This window comes from Primorskyibacter sp. S87 (genome assembly GCF_049801055.1).
Taxonomy (GTDB): domain Bacteria; phylum Pseudomonadota; class Alphaproteobacteria; order Rhodobacterales; family Rhodobacteraceae; genus JBNAGF01.
Genome location: NZ_JBNAGF010000005.1, coordinates 230711 through 251446 on the forward strand (window position 1 = coordinate 230711; position 20736 = coordinate 251446).

The following is a 20736-nucleotide window of genomic DNA, read 5'->3' on the forward strand; positions in this document are numbered from 1 at the left end:
GCAGCGTGGTCGTACCTCGGTTAATCGTGGAGGCAACCTGTGGTGTTGGACTTACGGAATTCGGCCGGGGATTGTCCGGACTTGGCGCGAAAGGCCCGCGAAAAATTCGAAGGGCTGCTGTATCCCAGCGAAAAGGCAATTTCGGAGATGTTCGTGTCTCCAATTGTCAGGAGTCTGGAAGCCAGCTCCAGACGAACTTCACTTCGGAGTTCAGCAACACTTGTGTTCATTCCACGTAACTCCCTTTGCAGCTTCCACTTTGGCATACCTACTGCATCAGCAATGCGATCAATGCAAAAGCCGGGGTCGGAAATTTGTTGTTCGAGAAGATGACAGACCGTGGACTTCAGATCACGGGCGCCGACGACAGGCAAACCCAGCTCTGGCAAGTCAGGCCGTCGCCGGTGATCTGCCAATTCCCAGTTCAGCCACTCGGATGGAAAGCGCAGGGTCATGCCTTTCGTACCGGTGATTACGCTTTGGTGCGGCAGAACATCGGGCGGGATAAGTTTGCTACTCGAAGAAATCGACAGGCAAATCGTTGGGTCGAAACGATCTCTGCCTGCAAGCCGCAAAATCTCCACAAAAAGGCCGATGGCGACTGCATCCGCAAATCGCGCGGTGTCGGGCGATCCCTTTCGTCTAACGAGCTTCCACAGAGCAACACGGCCCTCAAGTTCCAGGCGGTACGAAACCGCGCCACCTTGGTCTTCGGCAACCATTCCGAACTGCAGAAAAAACTCCCAGACCGTGCCGCAGTCTCGGAACAACTGGTTGATCGGCGCCCACCCTTCTTTGGCCATGAGTTGCCCCAGTCTCGCGCACAGCCACAGATCACCGGTGCGCTCTGTCGCCCATTCCAGGAAACCATACACTCTTCCCGCAGGCAGAATCGTCGAAGGGTTTTTCAGGGCGTCGACCGGGATTTTCAGTTGGCGGGCGAGAGTCGCCTGATCACATCCGTGAGCCTCCATTTCTTCCAAGACCGGGTGCAACAACACGATGCTCATTGAAGGAGGTGAAGAACGGTCCATCTGGATATCTCGCATTGAACAAGCCATCAGAGGCAACGATGATCATTCATTAGGCGTCAAAAAACAATACGGCCGTCACCTAATGAAATGCACAGATTATGACCTGCCACTACCCTACCCCCTACATTCCCTGAAATCCCTTAGGAGAGCCAAATGAAACGCATGTTCCTGAGCGCTGCAGTTGCCGTCGCACTTGTCGGCGGCATCGCACGAGCCAGCGAGGAAAGCAAAACCTGGGACGCCTCGGACGAAGCCAAGGCGTTCGTCAAGGAAACCATCGTGCTTGGCATGCTGGCCAGCCCCTATGGAACCGGCTGGACGGAGTATGAGCAACTGCACGAGTACTTTGGCCGGGCCCGGGACAATGGCATCACCGGCCACGAGATGACGCTCGCCGCCGCCGACATGTCATTCGAGACCCTGCTCGAGCAGCATTATCACTTCAGGGCGGCGATGGCGGAGCAGCCAGACAAGTATCTGGTTGTGAACGAGACGCGGGATATCGAGGCTGCGCATCTGCATGGTAAAACGGCGGTGATCTGGAACAGCCAGACCGCGACGATCCTGAACGGTGACCTGAAAAAGATGGCGCTTCTAAAAGACATGGGCATAAAGAGCATGATCCTCGCCTACAACGACATCTTCCGAACCGGTTCGGGCCAGCTTGCCGCGTACAACGGCAACGACATAGGTCTGACGCCGTGGGGCAAGTCGGTGATTGATGAGATGGTCCGCTTCGGCATCATTTTGGACCTAAGCCACACAGGGTCGAAAACCGCCAATGACGCCATGGACTACATGGAGGAAAACTATCCCGGCGTGCCGTTCGTCTACACTCATTCGATTCCGTCAGGACTCTACAAAAACGCGCCTGAGGCGACCCCCAAGGGATGTTACCGGAATATTCCCGATGACGAAGCAATCCGTGCCGCCAACTCAGGCGGGTACATCTCACCCACCTTCACAGAATGGATGATGGACGGGGTTTGGCCCGAGGACATTTCGCCGAAGCAGGCCGCTGACATGATCGACTATTGGGTCAAGGTTGTCGGCGTGGATCACGTGGGCATCGCGTCAGATGACATGTTCTCAACTGAACTCGTTGTAGATTTCGCAACCGCGAATGCAGCACTCTACGACGACGGTGGCTACATGATTGACGCGTTCAACCGCGGCGCATCCGGCAACGGCGAGCTGGCCAAGATCCTTGCGGCGATCACTGACGATTTGTGGGCTCGTGGGTACACGAACGAGGATCTCGCAAAGATCTATGGCGGCAACAAGATGCGGGTTTTTGCGCAGGTCTGGGAAGGCAAGCCGCCGGAGCAATTCCTGAGCGAGTATCCGGAGCGCCTGCGCCTGCGCGGCGAGTTGAGTAAGGGCTTTCATGCCAGATGACGGGACGCGCCCGGCGGCCCCGCGCTTCACCTGATCTGCCGCAATGCAGCAGGGGCCGCGCAGTGTGGCAGGTCCGTTGCGCTGGCCGATCTGGCGGCGGTGTGACCGAGGGGCAAAAATGGAGCCGCAGGCATGAGAGAGACAAGTTTGCTGACCGTGCTGGCCGCCACGGCCCTGGCATCGGTGCTGGCCTCGGTGCTGGCATCGACGGCGCGTGCGCAGGTTGGTCCGAACATCGACGAGTTGGCGCGGGAACTGGCCAATCCGGGTGCGGCCAACGCCACGATGAACTTCAAGCTGGAGTTTCGGGGGTTTGACGGTGCTCTGCCCGGCGCAGATGGGCAGGACAGCACCACGCTGACATTTCAGCCGGTCCTGCCGTTCGTGCTGCCCAACGGCAACAACCTGATCTTCCGGCCCGCCTTTGGATTTGGCTGGGGCACCCCGCGCCGGGACCCGGCAACCGGATCGTTCAGCGGGCTGAATTCGTGGAACGACATTCCTTATGACCTGCTCTATTCCTGGCAGGCGGGCGACTGGACCATCGGCGCAGGGGTCGTGGGCAGCATCCCGGTAGGCTCGGACGCCTCGTCGGACAATTGGCTACTGGGTCCCAGCTTTCTGGCCGTGAAAACCTTCGACTGGGGCGTGACGGGGGCCTTCCCGTTCCACAATGAAAAGGTAGGCGGCAGCGGTGCAGACACGTCGATCACCTCGCTTCAGTACTTCCTGTTCTACGGACTTGGCGACGGCTGGCAAATCGGAACCGGCCCGACCGTGTCCTATGACTGGAACTCCCCGTCGGGGCAGGAATGGACGGTGCCGATCCAGTTGGCCCTGGCAAAGACAACGGCGATCGGTGATCGGATCGTCAAACTCAACCTGTCCGCGGAAAAGAACGTGGTCAGGCCCGACACCTTCGCCGAGGACTGGACATTCACCTTCACCGTCAGCCCGGTCACAAAAAACCCGTTTCAGCACGCGCCGGCGCCCCCTGTCGATACCGTAACACGCGCCGCAGTTCTGTCTCCGATCCGCAAACCAACAGGTTACTAGACATGCGACTTCTCATTGCCCTGACCCTTTCCCTGACCGGCTCGTTTGCCCCGTCGCTGCCCGCCCTGGCCCAGACCGGCGGCCTGTCCGGCCCCTCTTCCGTCGAGGCCGATCTAACGCCGGGCGACGGGCTGACCGATCCGCAATTCCGCAGCACCTTCCCCCGCAACATCGCGCCGGGGTGGTTTGCGTGGAAGGAGGGGCTGGCCGAGAAGGAGTTCAAATTCAACATCGACTACCTGGCACTGGGCCAGTCCTCGGGCTCGGACATTGGCGAGGGCAAGGCGGGTGGCGGAATTGCGCGTTTCTATGGCGGGTGGCAGGCGACAGAACTGGGGTCGCTGACCTTCAAGATCGAGCATCGGCATGCCTATGGAGCGGTTGCCCCGCAGTTTCTCGGGCTGGACGGGGGAGCTCTGGCGATCACGGGCACGGCTTTCAACGACAATGGCACCATGCTGACCAACCTTTTCTGGACCCAGCGAGGCGCAAACGGCAATTGGACGCTGCAGGTCGGCCAGATCGATGTGACCGATTTTGTCGATGTCTACGGCTTGGTCAGCCCCTACACCGGGTTTCAGAACCTCGCCTTTAACACCAACCCGACGATCAATGCGCCCAATCCGGGCCTCGGCATCGCGGGAGGGGTGAAACTCGGTTCAAATTTCTACGCGGTCGCAAGTGTTGCCGATGCAAACGCAGATCCGACACAACCGGATTTCAAGGTATTCGACCACGGCAATCTGTTCAAAAGCCTGGAAATTGGTTACACGTCGGGCTTCGACCGGATCTATTTCGACAATGTTCACCTGACCTTGTGGCATGCAGATGCCGCCGACGATGGCAGCCGAGCCGAGGATTACGGAGCCGCCTTCTCGGCGGCCTGGTTTATCGACAACCAATGGATGCCCTTTGTCCGGGCCGGTTGGTCCAAGGGCACAGCGGCCCTGTATGACCGCTCATTCTCCACCGGGATCGGGTACTATGGCCGCAACACTGATCTGGCCGGATTGGGACTGAACTGGGCCCAATCGCGTGGAGTCCCCGGAACCCAGTTCACGACCGAGCTCTTCTATCGTTTCTCGATCTCACCCGGGCTTCAGATCACACCGTCACTGCAATACATCCACAACCCGCTCACCTCGACGCAAGACGGTTTCGCACTACTTGGGATCAGGGCGCGGGTCGTCTTCTGAGCCCGTATCCTATACGGTTTTTTAGTGAGTGAGCATGGTACGCCCAAACCGGCAATTTTTCTGCCGGTGCGGTTGGGGGCGGCGCGTGAGTGGGTCGCCCCCAAAATTTCCTCTTGGAAAACGCCAACTGCCGCATTCCCAGGCATTCTAACTGGCGTGGGGCACACATTCTAACTTGCTCCAATCGATCCGCCAAAGGCTGTAGCAGGATCGTTTCTTCCAAGACTGCTTTGGCGTCTGCCCGACACGCAGCAATTTTTTGCCCCGTACGCAGCGAACTTCTGCTTCCCGCCCTTCGGTAGGGATGCTGCTACATTCACCAATAGGAAGATTGGGCTCTACTCGGTCAACTGAGGTTTTTGTCGGATGACCCCTACGCCACCTCAAGCTGTCACTCATTGCAAGCCTACGCCAAAGCAAGGTAAGCCGATAAGTGAGCATGGATACTTGCTCCCAAGAAACGAGGGATGGCGAATGTTGTCGCTCCGATCAACGCACCGAGTATTGAACCTGTGATTATGGGCCGGCCGAATGGCCCTGAAGCGCGGTTGTCTTGCCGGAGTTTCTGCAATGGCCTTTGATGATCGACCTTGGCCCGATCGGGAGGAAGATCAGCTAAAGCGGTTGCTCTTCGATGTATTCGGCCGGCGGCTTGAACCGGGTGAAACTGATCAGATGATGGCTGCGATCCGCAAAGGGAACCGCGATGGGTTTCGCTGCGGATAGCGGATCCTCAAGGACTGCCTTGAACTATTTAGGCCAAATTCTTCGGGGCGTGTGTGCAAATGTCCCTAAATCTTGAACCTAAATCAGCGAAACCGCAGGCTTGAACTTTTCCAAGTTATTGATTTGATGGTGCTGCTGGAGAGAATTGAACTCTCGACCTCTCCCTTACCAAAAGAAAGCTTAATATCCTCCTCGGTGCTCGTAATTGCTCATAAACTCAATAAAGCAATAGTTTTAGGCTTCACTTGTGCTCATGGGCGCTCACCGCTAGATAAGTATTGTGGGTGCCTGGTGGGTGCCCGCCGCCGCTGGCAGTCAGCATGGCATCGGAGGGTTCCATGGAAACGAAGAGCAATGTGGTCGTGCTGCCTCCTGAGCAGCCGAAACCGAAGCCCAAGTCAAAGACGGTTCGGCTGACCGCGCCCATGGTTAGGGCACTCAAGCCGAAAACGAAGCGGTATCTGGTTTTTGACAATGTGGTGATCGGGCTGGCGGTCCGCGTGTTCCCCAGCGGATCGAAATCCTACTACCTAACCTCTCGGGTGGGCAAAGGTCGGACGGCCCGAAAGATCGGCGTCACCTTGGGCGATACAGGCAGCTTACGACTTGCTGAGGCCAGAGACCTCGCACGCAAGCGCCTTGCAGAGATGCGGGAGGGCGTGGACGTAAACGCCCGACCTGAGGCTCAAGCCAGCCTGTCCGAGCTTCTGGATGCCTACGAGAAGCGCCTAGCGGCTCGCCAAGTGGTCAGGGCGAAGGATGAGATTTCGGCGATGAGACGCGGGCTGAGGCCGTACTTGAAGCGCCCTGGGTCTGACCTGAGCCGCAAGCAGATCGTCAGCCAGATGAACAAATTGGAAGTGAGCGGAAAGCCCGGAGCGGCAACCTATCTTCGCAAGTGTGCGTCGGCTTTCCTGAATTGGTGCGTGAATGCCGATCATCTCAAGGCAAACGTGCTGGCAGGGTACCGAAGGGAACGGCAGACGCGCGCCGAGGCCCTTTCCCGGCCCAAGGTCACCTTCATCGGAGATCACGAGATCCGTGCGTTTTGGGCAGCAACGGAGGGCTTGGAATCCGTGTTCCGTGACTTTTGCCGCTTCCTGCTGCTTACCGGTGCCAGGCGCACTGAGGCTGCACAAATGACATGGGGCCAGATCGAAGGTGGCGCATGGGCCTGCCCGGCGGTGGCGACCAAGATGGGCCGGGAACATAGGGTGCCACTCGGGCCAATGAGCTGCGCCATAATCGAAGCGCAGGAGCGCTATGCCGCTACAGATCTCGTTTTCCCGGGTCGGCGTCTCAGGCCCATGTCTGGTTGGACGCAGCGGCTCCAGCCTCTCAAGGACCAACTGGGCGAGGGCTTCGCGTTCCATGCCCTGCGCCGGTCGTACCGTACCGGGCTTACCAGGATGGGCGTTGATTACGACGTGGCGGAAATGATGATCGCTCACAAGCGGGCCGATCTTCACGGGCGATATGATAGCGCCGATCTCTGGACCGAACGAGTCGATGCCCAAGCTCGATGGGAAGCATACGTGGCCGAGGTGGTGGCATGAGTCGCCTGCTAGGGGGTGACCAGCGCCTGCATGAAGATATGAGGGCCGTATTCTGCGAGGATCTTCTAATTTGGCAGATAAGATCGCTCAGGGTTTTGCTGGATGACGCCGCAAGACGTGAACCGGAGTTGATTGAGAGGGGCCTGCTCGACGCTCAGTTTGCCCTCGTTTTCGACCTCATCGGGCAAGCGATGAAGCGGGCGGGCGAACAGCCCGATCAGGAAGGATCGAAGGGAAAGGGCGGGAGGCCCGTCGATGCGGCCGGGTGGGAGTTGCGGACCTACGCGCTTGCGGCTGCAGACGCTCTCGCAACGGCGCTGGGCGGGCACGGGAGCAAGGTCGAGGCCCAGCGTATAGTTATCAGTATGATGAACGCTGGGGGCGTCTCAAGAAGCCGCAAAAGCTATTTCGAGGAATCCCGCATGAATATGCCCGACACACACCCGGTAGACCTCAAAGATTTGCGTCTGGCTGCGAAGCACCGACTGCTTGAGGCCCATGCCCGAGGTGAACCAATCGAGGACTACATCCGACCGGCAATCCACATGCGCTGTAGGGTCTTCCGCCTGCTGGAGCGAGGTGGGGTTGTATTTAGCGCAGCGGGTCGGGTTATGCCTTGAACATCTTTCCGACGGGGCCAATGCGTTTGGCACCGAATGTCATTCCGTCTCTCTCAAGCGGGCGATCCGATCTCGTCACGCTTGAAGCTTTTTTGGCGTCGTTGCCTAGTTTATCCGTTTCCTCTGTTGCTCATCGGGAAAGCCTTGAAGCACCTTGCCAAGTTTCTGTTCCAGTTCATGGAGATGTCCCGCTGCAGTTGGGTAGTGCTCGCACCATTCCGGAAAGGTATAGATGCGGCTGTGACTGATCACGTAGTCGGGTGCAAGTATCCACCCCGTTCGGGCCGGTTGCCGGCCATGGGAGTACCTCGTGCCGAAAGCGTGTCGCAGGCGACAGACAACATGCGAGTAAGCGCGCTGCGACGCAGCAGGTTTCCTGTTAGCAGTCGTTCATACTGACTCCACGGTCACTCTTCAAAACCTGTCATTCGCTGCACCGAGAATAAATACCACAAATGCGGACGGAGTTGCCGTTAACAACATCAAGTCGAATATCTGCTCTCAAGCCTGGGTAGCAACGGCTTCGATTACGTGAATTCGTGCTGGGACCGCGATGCCATGTTCGCTCTCATACTGCTTGCAGGCATCCATGACGGCCAACTTAATATCATTCAGCTTATGTTCGGCGACTTCAACGCCCTTGAGCATCATGCCGACAGTTACCTTCATATGAAGTTCTGCAACGCGTTCGATCGGGCCAGGTGGGCGCAACATCAGGTCAAGCGTTTCGACATTGGTTTTCCAGCCGGTTCTCTTCATGATCGCTATGAGCGAGGTCGGATCACCAAACCGCATCGGGCCGGGACCAGCAGGATCGGGTTTGGGTACATCTTCCACAATGTCATCGACTATGCGGCGAGGCATAGAGAACCAAGGGTTTTCGGGCGGTGTCGCCCAAAATGTTGCCGTTAGTCGTCCATCGGGCTTGGCAGCTGATCGAAGGTTCGCAAATGCAGCCTCATTGTCATCGAAGAACATAATGCCAAAGTTCGCGACGATGGCATCAAAGGCGCCTGGTTCATACGCATGCGATCCAGCGTCACCAATGATCAGGTCAACGTTTCCTGGTGCGCGTTTCTTAGCCGCGGCGATCAAAGGGGGTGCGATATCAATGCCAACGACGCGACCCTCCGCGCCCACCGCCTTGGCGGCGTGAAAAAGTGTGGGGCCAGTCCCACAGCCCACGTCCAACACGGTTTCACCGGATTTAATTTGTGCTGTCTCAAAAAGCGCTTCGAACACTTCGCTGAAAGAAGTTTCTAAATCCGGTGCGGCTTCCAGCCAGGGTCGCGCCATTTCATCCCAGTCCACAATAAATCCCCCAAGAATTGCTTTTGTCTAGGGGTTAGCATAGCGGACATTCGCGCTAAGTGCAGCATTCTGAATTTTGGGCTCACCGCCGCCGTTCTCTGCGGCTTCCACGAGCGGCCGCTGTTGGGACCGTCAAGACTTGCAAAGCCTTGCTCCCAAGCGCCCAAAAAAAGGAGTTGATCCTGATCCGAGATTCGCTCAGGACTGACAGCCGATAGAAAAGCTTCCCGCTACTCCGCCGCTGCTACCAACTGGTGACAACCGCATCACCATCAACTACTATGTCAGCATGCCTGTCCCACTTTCTAGGATGGCAACGACGACATAGGCGATCCCATGACCGACGTCACGATCAACAACCTGCGCGGGCCCGACGGGCGCTTCCTCCCAGGCAACCGGCCTCCGAGGTCCACGGGCCGGCCTCCCGGATCCAAGGGTGTCAATGCTCGCGCCGCGCATTTCGCGAATGAACGCCTGGAAGCCATGCTCGGCAAGGCTGCTGACGTGATCGACGCTGCCCTCGACGAAGGCGATACGCACGTCGCTACCTGGATCATCGACCGGGTTCGACCGCCCAAATCCGCCGACTTCCTGCACCTGTCCGCACCCAACGATCTCGAAACGCCGCAAGAGACCGTGGATGCCGCCAGAGAGGCAATTCTGGCGGCCGGGCGGGGAGAAGTGTCGATGAGCGAAGCTAAGGCCTACGTGGCGCTCATCGAGCGACTGGGCGGCATGCAGGGGTACCTCGAATTGGAGCGGTTGCGGGCGATGGTCGAGGAGCTGAAGTGTTCGGAGACCAAATCGGTTCGTGTCCTTGATCAGAGCCACATTCCGCCTGAAAGCAGAGTGCGTTGGGGACAGGGTATTTCGAAGCTAGCCTCGGATGAATCCTAAGTTCGAACCGTCGTAGCAGGCATGCCTCGAGTGAGAAGCGAGATGCCATCCGGCAAGTATGAAATTGAAACAGCGGCACGACAACACGCGATCTTTGCCGGTTACGAGGTCGAAAATACCCTTCGCCACCTGTCCAGGTAAGGCACACTTGGATCGCCGCATCGCTGAAGCTCTGTTGCCGACCGCGCTTAGTCTGAAAGCAGACATTGCCCCAGTTCAGGTTGTTCCAGATTTTCAGTCAGTTGGCCTGCCCAGCGGACCTTTGGTGGTTGGAACCGGCAGTCGGGTGAACTTGGTGGCAAAGTCGGCTCCGAGCCCATAACTGAAGTGAGCCGGGCGAAATGTTCGCGGGTGCAGAAACACGACCGACCGAGGCACTCAGCTGCATCGCAGAAGTAAAAGCGGCCGTTCATGCAACGTGCAGCGAAATTTGAGGTGCCAAGGTCCGAGTTGCGGACATAGCTGCCACTCAGTTTTAGTGCTTGTAAGGCTGTTATGCGGTTCGAGATTTTGTTGTCAGGACCCGTCGCGAAGAACCCAAGTCTGAATTAGGAGAAAACGAGATCATCGAAAATCTCAAGCTGTAGCTGCTTAAGTACCGATGGACCAAGTCAAAAGAAGCGGTTGACCGAGGCAAATCTACACCGGTTACGATCCCACATGGAGGTTTCCATGACGCCGCTGGAATTGCAGATGACAAAACTTTACCATGTAAAACGGATACCGCCGGCTAAGACCTGAACATCCTGGTACTGCCTCACGGTTCCGTCAATCTGGTACGTGCGATAGGTTGCGTAGATCTGGGCTTGATTGGCGTTGATGTCCTGGACCAACGCAATTCCCTGTGAGTTCGAACCACTTGCTCCCGAGGCTGGATTGGAGCTGGTGTAGAAGTCGATGGAAAGTGCGGTACCTCCCCACTTAATAAAATTCTGAATCAAGCCGAGTTTGCCGTACGCATAACTGCCGTCGTCGCTGTTGGTGCCTGCGGCGAATGTCAGGTTCAACCCGGTGTGATCGTCGATCATTGCCAATGAGCCCGACAGAAAATCGGGTGACTTGTCGTTGAACGCATACCCGATCCCGGTTTTGACACGGAACTGACGCCATTTTGTTTCATAGCGAAGGGCAGCGTCTGCATAGGTGTTGTCGTTGTTGTCCTGAAGCACCTCTGTGCCCAACGAGACCGACCAGGATAAACCGTTCTCGGCCTGACTGTCATAGCGCACTCGGAACCGCCGGGACGCCTCAAAGGTCGGAAAGAAGGTTTCCAATCCCTGAGAACTGGTCATGCCATCGGAAAAAACGGCCAGTTCACCCGATGCGGTGTCGCCAACGCTGTTGGTCGCCGTAACCGTGGTGTTTGAAAAATCGAAGCCGGTGATGCCGTCAGCCGCCATGTTTCCCTGGCCCAAGGAGAAAAACCCGACACCTGGCACCGACAGGCGTACTTCGGCCTTGCGGAGCAGTGTTCGGTTCCAATCCGTGGTCTCCTCAGGTGGCCCAATGCCGAACAAGCTATCATAGTCCGTGCGACGCAGTCCGGTCTCGATGTTGGCGAAAATCCCAATCCCGTTGTTCAAATCTGACTCTAGCCGCAAACCCAGGCGCCCAGGGGAATTCGCGTTGTCCCGGACCGAAGTGATGGTTTCAAACCCATCATCATAGTTCAGATACATCGGATTGAGCTGACCGTAGAACGATAGAAGTGTGTTCTTGGCCAACTGCCAGTTAAAGAAGTTCTCAAATCGGCTGTGACGTTTCTTGATCCGATCGCGCCAGCTTTCCGACCAGTTTTGCGCCCAGTCATTTGCGTCCTGAAGGACCTCATGTACATCTTGTGACTGGGCCAAAACTACAAACGGATTGAGCGACAGCGCTGCAGCCAACAAACCGACCAGCAAAACACGCGAAAGTTCCCTGTGCCATTGCTTTCTGCAAACCTGCTCCAGGAAAACCAGATGCTCCTCAATATTCCTATTGCGAATGTCCAAGGTCGGGGTAACTGATGGCTGATAATCCCTGCATTGCAGTGTACGGGCGTCCTCCTGCCGCAATTCGTGCGGCGGTGTGCGATACCGGTTTGGATTACCGAGAGATCCTGCAACAGACGCTATGCCTGACAATCTAACTTGCGACACTATCGTCCGCTTCCACTTCGGCTGCCACTACCAATTTGTCCTGGGCAGCTGCATCATCCTGAGCCTCTACTGAGACCGAGCGCCGCGCGAAGTCGATGCCGTTTGAGGCAAACGCTTCCTGCAACCTTTTGTAGATTTCGCGCCGGGCGAGAAATTGCTCGCCCGGGACTGACGTGAACTTGACCCGCACCGTCAGGCCAAACAGGTCGATATCGTAAATGCCCTGGAACTTTAACGGTTCAATGAAGCCGGGACCGAATTCCGGGTCCTGCATCAGGTCAGCAGAAACTTTTTTGACGATTTTCTTGACCTTCATCACATCGGTGTCGTGCGGCAAATGAAAGATCAGTTTGATGATGACCCAGTCCCGGCTCAAGTTCGACACCGCGTCAATCGCGCCATAGGGAAGCGTTTGCAGGGCGCCTCGATGGTGTCTGATTTGCATGGACCGGAGCGAAATGTGTTCGACCGTTCCCCGCCTTTCCCCGATCTCGACATACTCTCCGATGCGGAAAGCATCGTCGAACACGAAGAAGATGCCAGCCAGAATATCCTTGAGCAGGCTTTGCGCCCCCATACCCAAAACGATGCCGACAATTCCGGCCCCGGCCAGCATTGGCGCAATCTTGACGCCAAGTTCGGCAAGTGCCGCCAATCCGGCGATAACGATGGTGAAGGTAATCAGAATGGCCCGCACCAGCGGTATCACGCTTAGTGCACGCGGCGATTGCACTTGTTCGCCGTAAAAATCGGACTGGATGTCGAAGTGAGACAGCAGATAGCGCCGGAGAACGGCCAGCAATCCGAGCGACAGTACACTGCCGCTCAGAAGAAGCAGGAGCACTCTGGTGGTGGGGGTGATCTGCTTGGTTTCGCTGTGCAAAAGAACACCTCCCAATGTAACTTCAGCGATGAGCAGGGCGATCGAACCCAATCCGACGACCCACCAGTACAGGTTCTTGGGAATGATCATGTCATTCGACGCCTTTACTTTGCAGCCGGGCGATAAGGTGTAGCAGCGCCTGACGCCGTAGCGACCAGCGCCGAGCCGCAGGTCCAGAATTGGCGTCTCATGACGTCTTTATCGCGCCTGTAGTAGTTGATCTGCATACTTTTTCTCCGCGCAATAACCCGGATCGAAGGCCCCCTGCCTCGCAGGACAGAAGGCCCTCTTTCTTTAGTCGCTGGCGCGCTGCATCGCGTCTTCGAGTCGTTTCTTGTCGGCGTCGCTCAGTTCGGGACGGTCGATCTTGAGTGTCAGCTTGTCGAGCTTGGCGGTCAGCTTGAACGGCGGGAGGTAATCCGCGTCGTAGACACCGGTCAACGTGTCCTGTCCGATGTCGAAGGACTCGTCCCATTGCAGGATGACGGGGATGGTGTGCTTCATCTTCTTTGCCGCAACAACCTTGCCATCGACGCTGAGCGTGCCAGTGCCGCCCTGTCCGATACCGCTGGAATCGCCATATGCCAGCGTGCCGTCACCGAGGCCGTCGTACTTGAAGTCGAACACGACGGTGTGTTTGCCGGGGCTCAGTACCTCATCACCCTGCCACTGGATGCGCTCCAGGTTCAGCATGTTCCAGGTGAAGGTCGGCTTGCCGTCCTTGAGGTAGAACCCGTAGCCCGCGAACCGGCCACCCGAAGTCACGATCATGCCTTTGGCACTCCCTTCGGGCACCTCGATTTCGGCGGTGAAGGTGTAAGAGCTGTTCAGGATGCTGGGCGAGTCGCCCTGTGGAACGCCAATCATCGGCTGGGTATAGACGAACTCGCTGCGGCCTGCGGTTATTGAGGGGCGCGGCTTGGCAAGGCGCGTGGTCACCGAGGCGTCCAGCGGGAACACCTGGTACTTCTTGGCTTCCTCGATGAAGATCGCCTTCAGCTCCTCTACCTTCTCAGGGTGGTCCTTGGCCACGTCCTTTTGCTGGTTCATGTCCGTTCTCAAGTCATACAACTGGAACACCTGGTTGTTGAGCGGGTCGGGGTTGGGTGTCTTGGGGGTTTCCCAAGGCATCCGGTTGACCTTGGTGCTCAGCCACCAACCTTCGTGATAAAGCCCCCACTGGCCCATCATCTCGAAATACTGGGTGCGGTGACGGCTCGGGGCCTTCGCGTTCTCCTTGTCGAAGGTATAGGCAAAGCTGGTGCCTTCGATCGGGGACTGGATGATCCCGTCGACGATCTGCGGCTCACCGATACCGGCCACTTCAAGGATGGTCGGCACGACGTCGATTACATGCATGAACTGGTCGCGCATCCCGCCTTTGTCGGTGATGCCATTGGGCCACGCGACAACCATGTTCTGACGCACACCGCCAAGACGATTGGCATTCTGCTTGAAGTAATCGAACGGCGTGTCAAAGGCCCAGGACCAACCGGCGGACATGTGGTTATAGGTCGCCTCGGTGCCCCAGTCGTCATACCACTGCAGTTGGGTTTCTGCAGGCATCGCCGAAATCCCGTTGAACCACGCCACCTCATTCGGGGTGCCCATCGGGCCGCCTTCGGCCGAAGTGCCGTTGTCACCGTTGATGTAGATCACGAGCGTGTCGTCCAGCTTGCCCAGATCCGCAACGGCATCGACCACACGGCCAATCTCGTGATCGGTATAGGCGGCATAGGCGGCGAACACCTCGACCTGGCGGATGAACAACTTCTTTTCGTTATCCGTCAACTGGGCCCAGGGTTTGATCTTGTCGGCCGGCCACGGTGTCATGGTCGCGTCCTGCGGGACAAGACCAAGTTTCTTCTGGTTGTCAAAGATGGTCTGGCGCAGGGCCTCATAACCATCGTCGAACAGGTTCATCGCCTCGATCTTTTTCACCCACTCCTTGGTAGGATGGTGCGGCGCATGGGTGGCGCCCGGCGCGTATTTCACGAAGAACGGCTTGTCCGGATCGATCTGGTGCAAGCGCGTGATATGCGCAATCGCATCATCCGCCATGCCGGTGATCAGGTTCCATTCCGGATCGCCTTTGAAGGGATAGATCTGCGTCGTGTTGCGGAACAGGTTGGGTTGCCATTGGTTGGCATCGCCCCCAACGAACCCATAGAAATACTCAAACCCCAGACCGGTGGGCCACTGGTCAAACGGGCCGGCTTGACTGGCGGTAAAGGACGGCGTGTTGTGGTCCTTGCCGAACCACGAGGTGGCATAGCCGTTTTCCAGCAAGATGCGCCCGATCGTGGCCTTGTTGTCTGGGATGATGCTGTTGTAGCCGGGAAAACCCGTCGACTGCTCGGAAATCACGCCAAAACCCACCGAATGGTGGTTGCGCCCGGTGATCAAAGCTGCCCGCGTAGGCGAGCAAAGCGCAGTGGAGTGGATGTTGGTATAGCTCAGCCCCTCGGCCGCCAGTTCATCCATCGTATCGGTCGGGATCACGCCGCCAAAGGTGCTGGGTATCCCGAAACCGGCGTCATCAAGGATGATCAGCAACACGTTCGGTGCGTCTTCGGGCGGCACCACACTGGGCGGCCAGAACTCTGTCGACTTGAGCACTTGTGGTTCGATCTTGCCGCCGAATTTCGCTTCCGGCGGAGGCAATTGCCGGCCATCAATTGTGGTGGTCGCACCCGGCGACCCGAGCGGCACGTCTGATAATCCGGGTGTTGCCGATTGCATCAGCAATACGCCCCCGGAAAAAACGGCGGTCAGGATGGAGGATCTATAACCCATCGCGTTTCTCCTATGGCTTCCTCCGGTCCTGCGGCCGGAGCGTGTGAAAGGTGCGCCCGAAAATTCCGCGAAAGCGCTTTGCAGGACTTGATACTGATCAATGTTTCCCGCAGGATTTGACTTCACAGGCCAAATTGTGAGTCCGTTGGAGGCCCCCGAATGCCACAATCCATTCCCTTGATCCGCGCGGCCTCTATTGCGCCGATGCGGCGCTGGCTGAGGGAGATCGGCCACAGTCCCGAGCCGTTTCTTGCGACAGCGGGCTTGTCCTGGGTCCCTGAAGACGATCCCTACCTCCCAATCCCTCTTCGTGGGGTTGTGGCGCTCCTTGTCGAAATCTCTCGGAGGATCGGCCCCGATGCGCCCTGCAGAATGGTCAAAGGACGGGGTGGATACGAAATCGGACTGATCGGAGCAGCGGCGCTCTGCGGTCCAACGGTACGCGAAGGCTTCCAGCGTCTTGCCCGTTCGATGCCACGTCACTGCACCCATGAAATGTTTGTCGTACTGGACGAAGGAGACGGACTACATATTCGCGATGGGTGGGCGATGGATATGGGAGACACTGAGGTTCTGCACTTCGTTCAGCAATACGTTGCCGCCTTGGTCGACATGATTTGCAGTGTCGCGTCCGGAGCATCGCCCAGTGCAGATCGCGTCGAGATCGTGCCACACCCGACGGCAGGCCTCGCACATTTGCGACCTTGGTTGGGTGACAGGGTGCTGGCCGCCAAGGACCGCGCGCTCGACGTGGTCGTAAGCAATGAAGTCGCAGCAAAACAGTTCACGGATGCCGTGCAAAGAGAAGCGCTCTTACAATCTGAGCCAGATGGAAACCGCCTTCGGGAGGTAAACTGCCTGTCCGAGGATGTGGCCACGCTTGTTTCCAGCATGTTGCCCCGGACCACCCCACTCCTGGAGAAGGTGGCCGCTTCCGCAGGCGTCAGCAGCAGAACGCTCAGGCGGCACCTCCAGGAGGAAGGCACGAGTTTCTCGGATATCGTCGAACGCACAAGATCGCAGATTGCGGTGGACCGGATGCAGAGCGAACCCGGGACCCCACTGGGGGATATCGCTGCCGAATTGGGGTACTCCGATCAATCAACGTTGACGAGGATGGTCAAACGATGGACGGGTCACACTCCGAGCGAGTTTAAAAAAACTCATCGGGTTGACGATCATACCGGCAATCCAATTGGCTTGCCGTGATCGAAATCGCATCACTATCATTGATGGTTCGGAGAATTCGTCGGGGAAAAGACTTGCATTCTCAAAGGGAGAACTTGACTTGCCCCAGAAGGCGGAAGGTCGCCATTGATGACAAATTTCAGGCAGATACCTATTCTGCGCTGGCAGTTTGCTCGCGGCGCTTGACGCCTGCTGTTCGTGACGCAGCAACCGACACTTTGGGCTCGGAGCGGCCTTGCGGCTGCGCCGCGGGGCAAGCCTGGACCACGCTTCAAAATCAGCCATTCGCGAAACGCAGATATTCCACCCATTTCTAAGGCGTGTCCTGGTTCTCGGACATTCAGCGGTTGGAAGCAGCCCCTCGACAGCATGGGCCCGAACGACGGCACCGAGCCCTTTGCAGACGTCATACCGCAACCCTGTTGCTGCAACTGCATCCGGCCGTTCGCAGCCCAAAGCAGACCCGGAGCTTTGTCCATGAGAGCGGCTAAAGATCTTGTTGAATGCCACAAAGGGTGTGCTGGTCAGAGGAGCATCAGGTGGAGGCTGTTCTAGCAGGCTCACTGTGCTGCGGCCTCTTGTGCATTTACCACCCCTGAGGCGATCATCGCAAAATAGGAGGCGGGGAGCGCTATGCCCAGGCAAAGCAGGTTCCAGGACCGTGGCATTCTTTAAAACCTGAACTTCACCCCCAAGACCGGGCCGTGCTGGGACACATCATATGCAAACGGCCCGGTTGACAGCGTGGTGCTGTAGTCGATGCTGTAGTAGCGCCAGCCGAAGAACAACGAGGTTTTCTTCCAAGGGCGCCAGTCAACGCCGATATTGGCCCCCACTTGCAGGTCGTTGCCACCCGCGCCGAAGCCACCAAGGTCAAGCGAGGCAATAGCCGTCCACTGGTCGTTTAGAACCCACGTTCCGCGAGCGCCAATCACAGGTTCCCACCAGCCGACATCGCCACCGAGAACGGGCAAAGGCGCTGGGGCCGAAATCGTCACCTCTTGCCTGAGCTTATTGTAGCGAGCGCCAAACTGTAAGTCGAAGGCATACCGCTGGCCGTTGTTACCAATCGCATCCAAAACTTTGTAAGATGCCAGCAGGCCCAACCATTTCTGCCGTATATCCGCTTTGAACGTGGCTCCGCCTGGCGTTGGAAGGGCTCCGTCGGCCTCAAGCCCGACATAGTTGGCATCTAGTATGAAGCCCCAGTTGCCGCGCCATGCTTCGTACCGCCCGGCCAAGGCGAAATCGAGAAGGTTCAGAGCATCGCTGAGGTCGAGGTCCAGCGGAACACTTGTACCGGCAATGGTCGAGGTCCCGCTCGTTCGGGCCGGCAGAAAGGCATAAAGTGCCAGCGAGTGCCGCCATTCGGTTTCACTTTGCCCGGCAAGAGGGATCGCCTCGGCATCAGCGGTGGTGGAAAATGCGCCAAGCGCAACGGCGGCTAGCAGTGCCCTAGTTTTTGTGATCATTACTGTCTCCTCAGTTCATCATCTTTCAATCGATTTTCGGTCACTGCACGCCAGCGGCCGCTCGGTAGATCGTGCCGAAATGCCCTCGAAGATCGGAATCTCTGTTGTTGTTGGCGATTCTTCCCAGGTGCCGCTCATGGCGTCGGCCAAGTCATCGCTTGAACGCCTATCGGTTGGCACTGGCACATCCCCTCGAATCAATCCATTTTATAAACGCATTCGTCTAGTTGAGAGAAATATCTCCGTGCTGTAAACCTGTGAAAATGACACAGATCAAACAAAGCGGCGGCACGCGCAAGCCACGGGTCAGCAAATCTGACTGGCTCAAAATGGCACTGGATGTCCTTGAGGAAGGCGGCATTAACGCGGTTCGCGTCGAGCACCTTGCAAGCCGGCTGAATGTGGCCAAGAGCGGCTTTTATTACCATTTTCGAGACCGTGAAGATCTGTGCGACAAACTCCTAGATCACTGGCTCACGCTCGACGGCACACCGTTCTTCAAAGAACGGATGCGCGAAGAAGCCTCTCCCGTCGAACGTCTTCGTACTATCAGCGAAGTGGTCGACAGGGTCGGCCTTAGCCGCTACGACACGGCGATCCGTCAATGGTCCAGACGGGACCCAAAGGTCAGGCGCATCTGGAAGGCCGAGATGCTGAAACGCCTGGCCCACATCAGGGGATTGTTTGCTGAACTTGGGTTCGAGGGCGATGACCTCGAAGTTCGCACCCGCACATATGTCGCCTATCAGGTCAGTGACAGAGACATCTTTGGTGATCTCTCCCATAAGGAGCGTTCAAAGCTGCGCGAATTGAGAATTGATCTGCTCACCAGTCCAAATTGAGGACTTGGCCGTCGCAGGCCTGCTGGCATGGCAATTAAATTCTAGACATATCCGTCCATAAAATCCTAACCTCTGACCGAGATTTCTGTTCGTTTTGGGGGAAAGAATGCTTTTTCGATTTACCAATGGACTATTGAGCGCGCTGACGATTGGCGCCGTCGCCACCGTCTTCTACTTCTCTTTGAACTCGGACATTGATACGGGCTTGCCTGGTGGGGCTCATGCCGCTGGCGGCGTGGTCTCTGACCCGACAGGCACAGCGCCAGACCGTTATGTATACTACCCAGGCACTGAAGCTCTTGCGGATGGGGAAGTGCGTGTTATCGCCTGCGGTACAGGCATGCCGGATCAGCGACGCGGTCAGGCGTCGGCCTGCTTCCTGTTCGAGTTCGGGAACGGGGAGAAATTCATCTTCGACATCGGGACCGGGTCGATGCGGAACATCAATTCGCTGATGATCCCGCCGGAATTCCTGACCAAGGTCTTCATCAGCCACCTGCACACCGATCACTGGGGCGACCTCGATGGGCTTTGGGCCGGTGGCTGGACTGCCGGACGCCCGAACCCCCTCGAAATCTGGGGGCCCAGCGGTCAAACCCCGGAGATGGGAACTGCCTACGCTATCGACGGTTTCCTGCGCGCCTTCAACTGGGATTTTCAGACCCGCGCGTTCAAGATCTCGCCCATCCCAGGCAAGATCACGGTGCACGAGTTCGATTACCGGCAGGAAAACCAAATCGTTTACGATGAAGGCGGCATCGTGGTTCGTTCGATCCCGGCCATCCATACTGGCGATGGGCCGGTCAGCTACATCATCGAATATGCCGGGCTGAAGCTCGTCTTCGGTGGCGACAGCTCGCCCAACAAGTGGTTTGTCGAACATGCCAAGGACGCCGACTTTGTCATTCACGAGGCCTTCGCCAACCCGGACTACTTCAAGGATGAATACGGCCAACCTGCACAACTGGCTTGGCGTGCCTGTTGCGAGTTTCATACCTCCGGTCCGGCTTTTGGCAAGATCATGAGCGAGATCGCCCCCGGACATGCCGTGGGCTATCACACGATGGAAGAAGCCCATCCGAAGCTACTGCTGGAAATCCGTTCGACCTACGACGGCCCGCTGTCGATTGCGATGGACATGATGACATGGAACATCACCGCCGACGGTGTGACCGAGCGCATGGCGGTATCACCTGACCGTGCTAGCGCCGTGCCCGGGCCAACGCAACAGCCCGGACCGGAGCCGGATTGGCCCGAACCCTTCAGCGACTTTATCATCAGCGGTGAATGGGGACCGGGTTTCAACGCGCAAAATGAGATGCTCGACGAATTTCGGGATGAAAATGGCTTGGCTGATGCCGATTGGCGCCCGTCGAAGCCATGGTACGTTCCGATCGAGTGAGGGTCTGTTGGTTTGGCGGCTCGGATTGGGTCGATAACGAGGTCAAGCTAGGCGTGGCCGTATCTCCGATGTAACTCAGTCACCAGTCATCGTCCTGCGACTATGCGAACGGCCAGTTTGGGCAGCATTCGGACTAATCAGAGTCGGCTTTCCGCGCAATCCTGAAATTCGGAACTGACCAGGTTGCGGGTGCAGCGAACGACGGCTTCGTCCGCATG

General features: G+C 57.4%; 17 protein-coding genes. 10 read left to right on the forward strand and 7 right to left on the reverse strand.

Annotation, left to right across the window (positions count from 1 at the left end; translation table 11 throughout):
• Window positions 1-20 precede the first annotated feature (20 nt).
• The gene (locus ACP15U_RS11120) at window positions 21-1034 is read right to left on the reverse strand and encodes a helix-turn-helix domain-containing protein (protein WP_425045219.1); all 1014 of its coding nucleotides are present in this window, start codon (window positions 1032-1034) and stop codon (window positions 21-23) included.
• A gap of 153 nt (window positions 1035-1187) precedes the next feature.
• On the opposite strand from ACP15U_RS11120, the gene ACP15U_RS11125 reads away from it, so the two are divergent.
• The 6 genes from ACP15U_RS11125 (at window position 1188) to ACP15U_RS11150 (ending at window position 7586) form a co-directional block, all read left to right on the forward strand.
• A complete protein-coding gene (locus tag ACP15U_RS11125; RefSeq protein WP_425045220.1) occupies window positions 1188-2432 on the forward strand; it encodes a membrane dipeptidase in 1245 nt (414 codons plus the stop codon).
• A 132-nt stretch (window positions 2433-2564) separates the two neighbouring features.
• Window positions 2565-3488 (forward strand): hypothetical protein, encoded by a 924-nt coding sequence (locus tag ACP15U_RS11130; protein ID WP_425045221.1) that lies wholly within the window; start codon window positions 2565-2567, stop codon window positions 3486-3488.
• A gap of 2 nt (window positions 3489-3490) precedes the next feature.
• A complete protein-coding gene (locus ACP15U_RS11135; RefSeq protein WP_425045222.1) occupies window positions 3491-4684 on the forward strand; it encodes a carbohydrate porin in 1194 nt (397 codons plus the stop codon).
• Between the two features lie 531 nt (window positions 4685-5215).
• On the forward strand, window positions 5216-5410 hold the full coding sequence (locus ACP15U_RS11140) for a hypothetical protein (protein WP_425045223.1): 195 nt from the start codon (window positions 5216-5218) through the stop codon (window positions 5408-5410).
• A 338-nt stretch (window positions 5411-5748) separates the two neighbouring features.
• The gene (locus tag ACP15U_RS11145; protein WP_425045224.1) at window positions 5749-6966 is read left to right on the forward strand and encodes a tyrosine-type recombinase/integrase; all 1218 of its coding nucleotides are present in this window, start codon (window positions 5749-5751) and stop codon (window positions 6964-6966) included.
• Window positions 6963-7586, forward strand: a complete 624-nt coding sequence (locus ACP15U_RS11150; RefSeq protein ID WP_425045225.1) for a hypothetical protein — start codon at window positions 6963-6965, stop codon at window positions 7584-7586. The genes ACP15U_RS11145 and ACP15U_RS11150 overlap by 4 nt, the downstream gene beginning before the upstream one ends.
• 501 nt (window positions 7587-8087) lie before the next feature.
• On the opposite strand, the gene ACP15U_RS11155 is transcribed toward ACP15U_RS11150, so the two are convergent.
• The gene (locus ACP15U_RS11155; RefSeq protein WP_425045226.1) at window positions 8088-8897 is read right to left on the reverse strand and encodes a class I SAM-dependent methyltransferase; all 810 of its coding nucleotides are present in this window, start codon (window positions 8895-8897) and stop codon (window positions 8088-8090) included.
• 336 nt (window positions 8898-9233) lie between these two features.
• Between ACP15U_RS11155 and ACP15U_RS11160 the strand changes: the two genes are divergently transcribed.
• Entirely contained in the window at window positions 9234-9794 is a 561-nt protein-coding gene (locus ACP15U_RS11160) for a hypothetical protein (protein WP_425045227.1), read from the forward strand.
• A 704-nt stretch (window positions 9795-10498) separates the two neighbouring features.
• Here ACP15U_RS11160 and ACP15U_RS11165 read toward each other — a convergent pair.
• The 4 genes from ACP15U_RS11165 to ACP15U_RS11180 all read right to left on the reverse strand — a co-directional run bounded on the left by ACP15U_RS11165 (window position 10499) and on the right by ACP15U_RS11180 (window position 15614).
• The gene (locus ACP15U_RS11165) at window positions 10499-11683 is read right to left on the reverse strand and encodes a hypothetical protein (protein ID WP_425045228.1); all 1185 of its coding nucleotides are present in this window, start codon (window positions 11681-11683) and stop codon (window positions 10499-10501) included.
• Between the two features lie 238 nt (window positions 11684-11921).
• Window positions 11922-12908 (reverse strand): mechanosensitive ion channel family protein, encoded by a 987-nt coding sequence (locus ACP15U_RS11170; protein WP_425045229.1) that lies wholly within the window; start codon window positions 12906-12908, stop codon window positions 11922-11924.
• 14 nt (window positions 12909-12922) lie between these two features.
• A complete protein-coding gene (locus tag ACP15U_RS11175) occupies window positions 12923-13045 on the reverse strand; it encodes a hypothetical protein (protein WP_425045230.1) in 123 nt (40 codons plus the stop codon).
• 67 nt (window positions 13046-13112) lie between these two features.
• Window positions 13113-15614 (reverse strand): arylsulfatase, encoded by a 2502-nt coding sequence (locus tag ACP15U_RS11180; RefSeq protein ID WP_425045231.1) that lies wholly within the window; start codon window positions 15612-15614, stop codon window positions 13113-13115.
• 159 nt (window positions 15615-15773) lie between these two features.
• On the opposite strand from ACP15U_RS11180, the gene ACP15U_RS11185 reads away from it, so the two are divergent.
• Window positions 15774-16823 carry a helix-turn-helix domain-containing protein gene (locus ACP15U_RS11185; protein WP_425045232.1) on the forward strand — a complete coding sequence of 350 codons (1050 nt, stop codon included), beginning with the start codon at window positions 15774-15776 and terminating at the stop codon, window positions 16821-16823.
• A 650-nt stretch (window positions 16824-17473) separates the two neighbouring features.
• Here the strand turns inward: ACP15U_RS11185 and ACP15U_RS11190 are convergent.
• The gene (locus tag ACP15U_RS11190) at window positions 17474-18274 is read right to left on the reverse strand and encodes an outer membrane protein (protein WP_425045233.1); all 801 of its coding nucleotides are present in this window, start codon (window positions 18272-18274) and stop codon (window positions 17474-17476) included.
• Between the two features lie 263 nt (window positions 18275-18537).
• Between ACP15U_RS11190 and ACP15U_RS11195 the strand changes: the two genes are divergently transcribed.
• Together ACP15U_RS11195 and gntH are read left to right on the forward strand one after the other, a co-directional pair.
• Window positions 18538-19116 (forward strand): TetR/AcrR family transcriptional regulator, encoded by a 579-nt coding sequence (locus tag ACP15U_RS11195; protein ID WP_425045234.1) that lies wholly within the window; start codon window positions 18538-18540, stop codon window positions 19114-19116.
• A gap of 106 nt (window positions 19117-19222) precedes the next feature.
• On the forward strand, window positions 19223-20518 hold the full coding sequence (gene gntH, locus ACP15U_RS11200; protein ID WP_425045235.1) for a guanitoxin biosynthesis MBL fold metallo-hydrolase GntH: 1296 nt from the start codon (window positions 19223-19225) through the stop codon (window positions 20516-20518).
• Window positions 20519-20736: the final 218 nt, after the last annotated feature.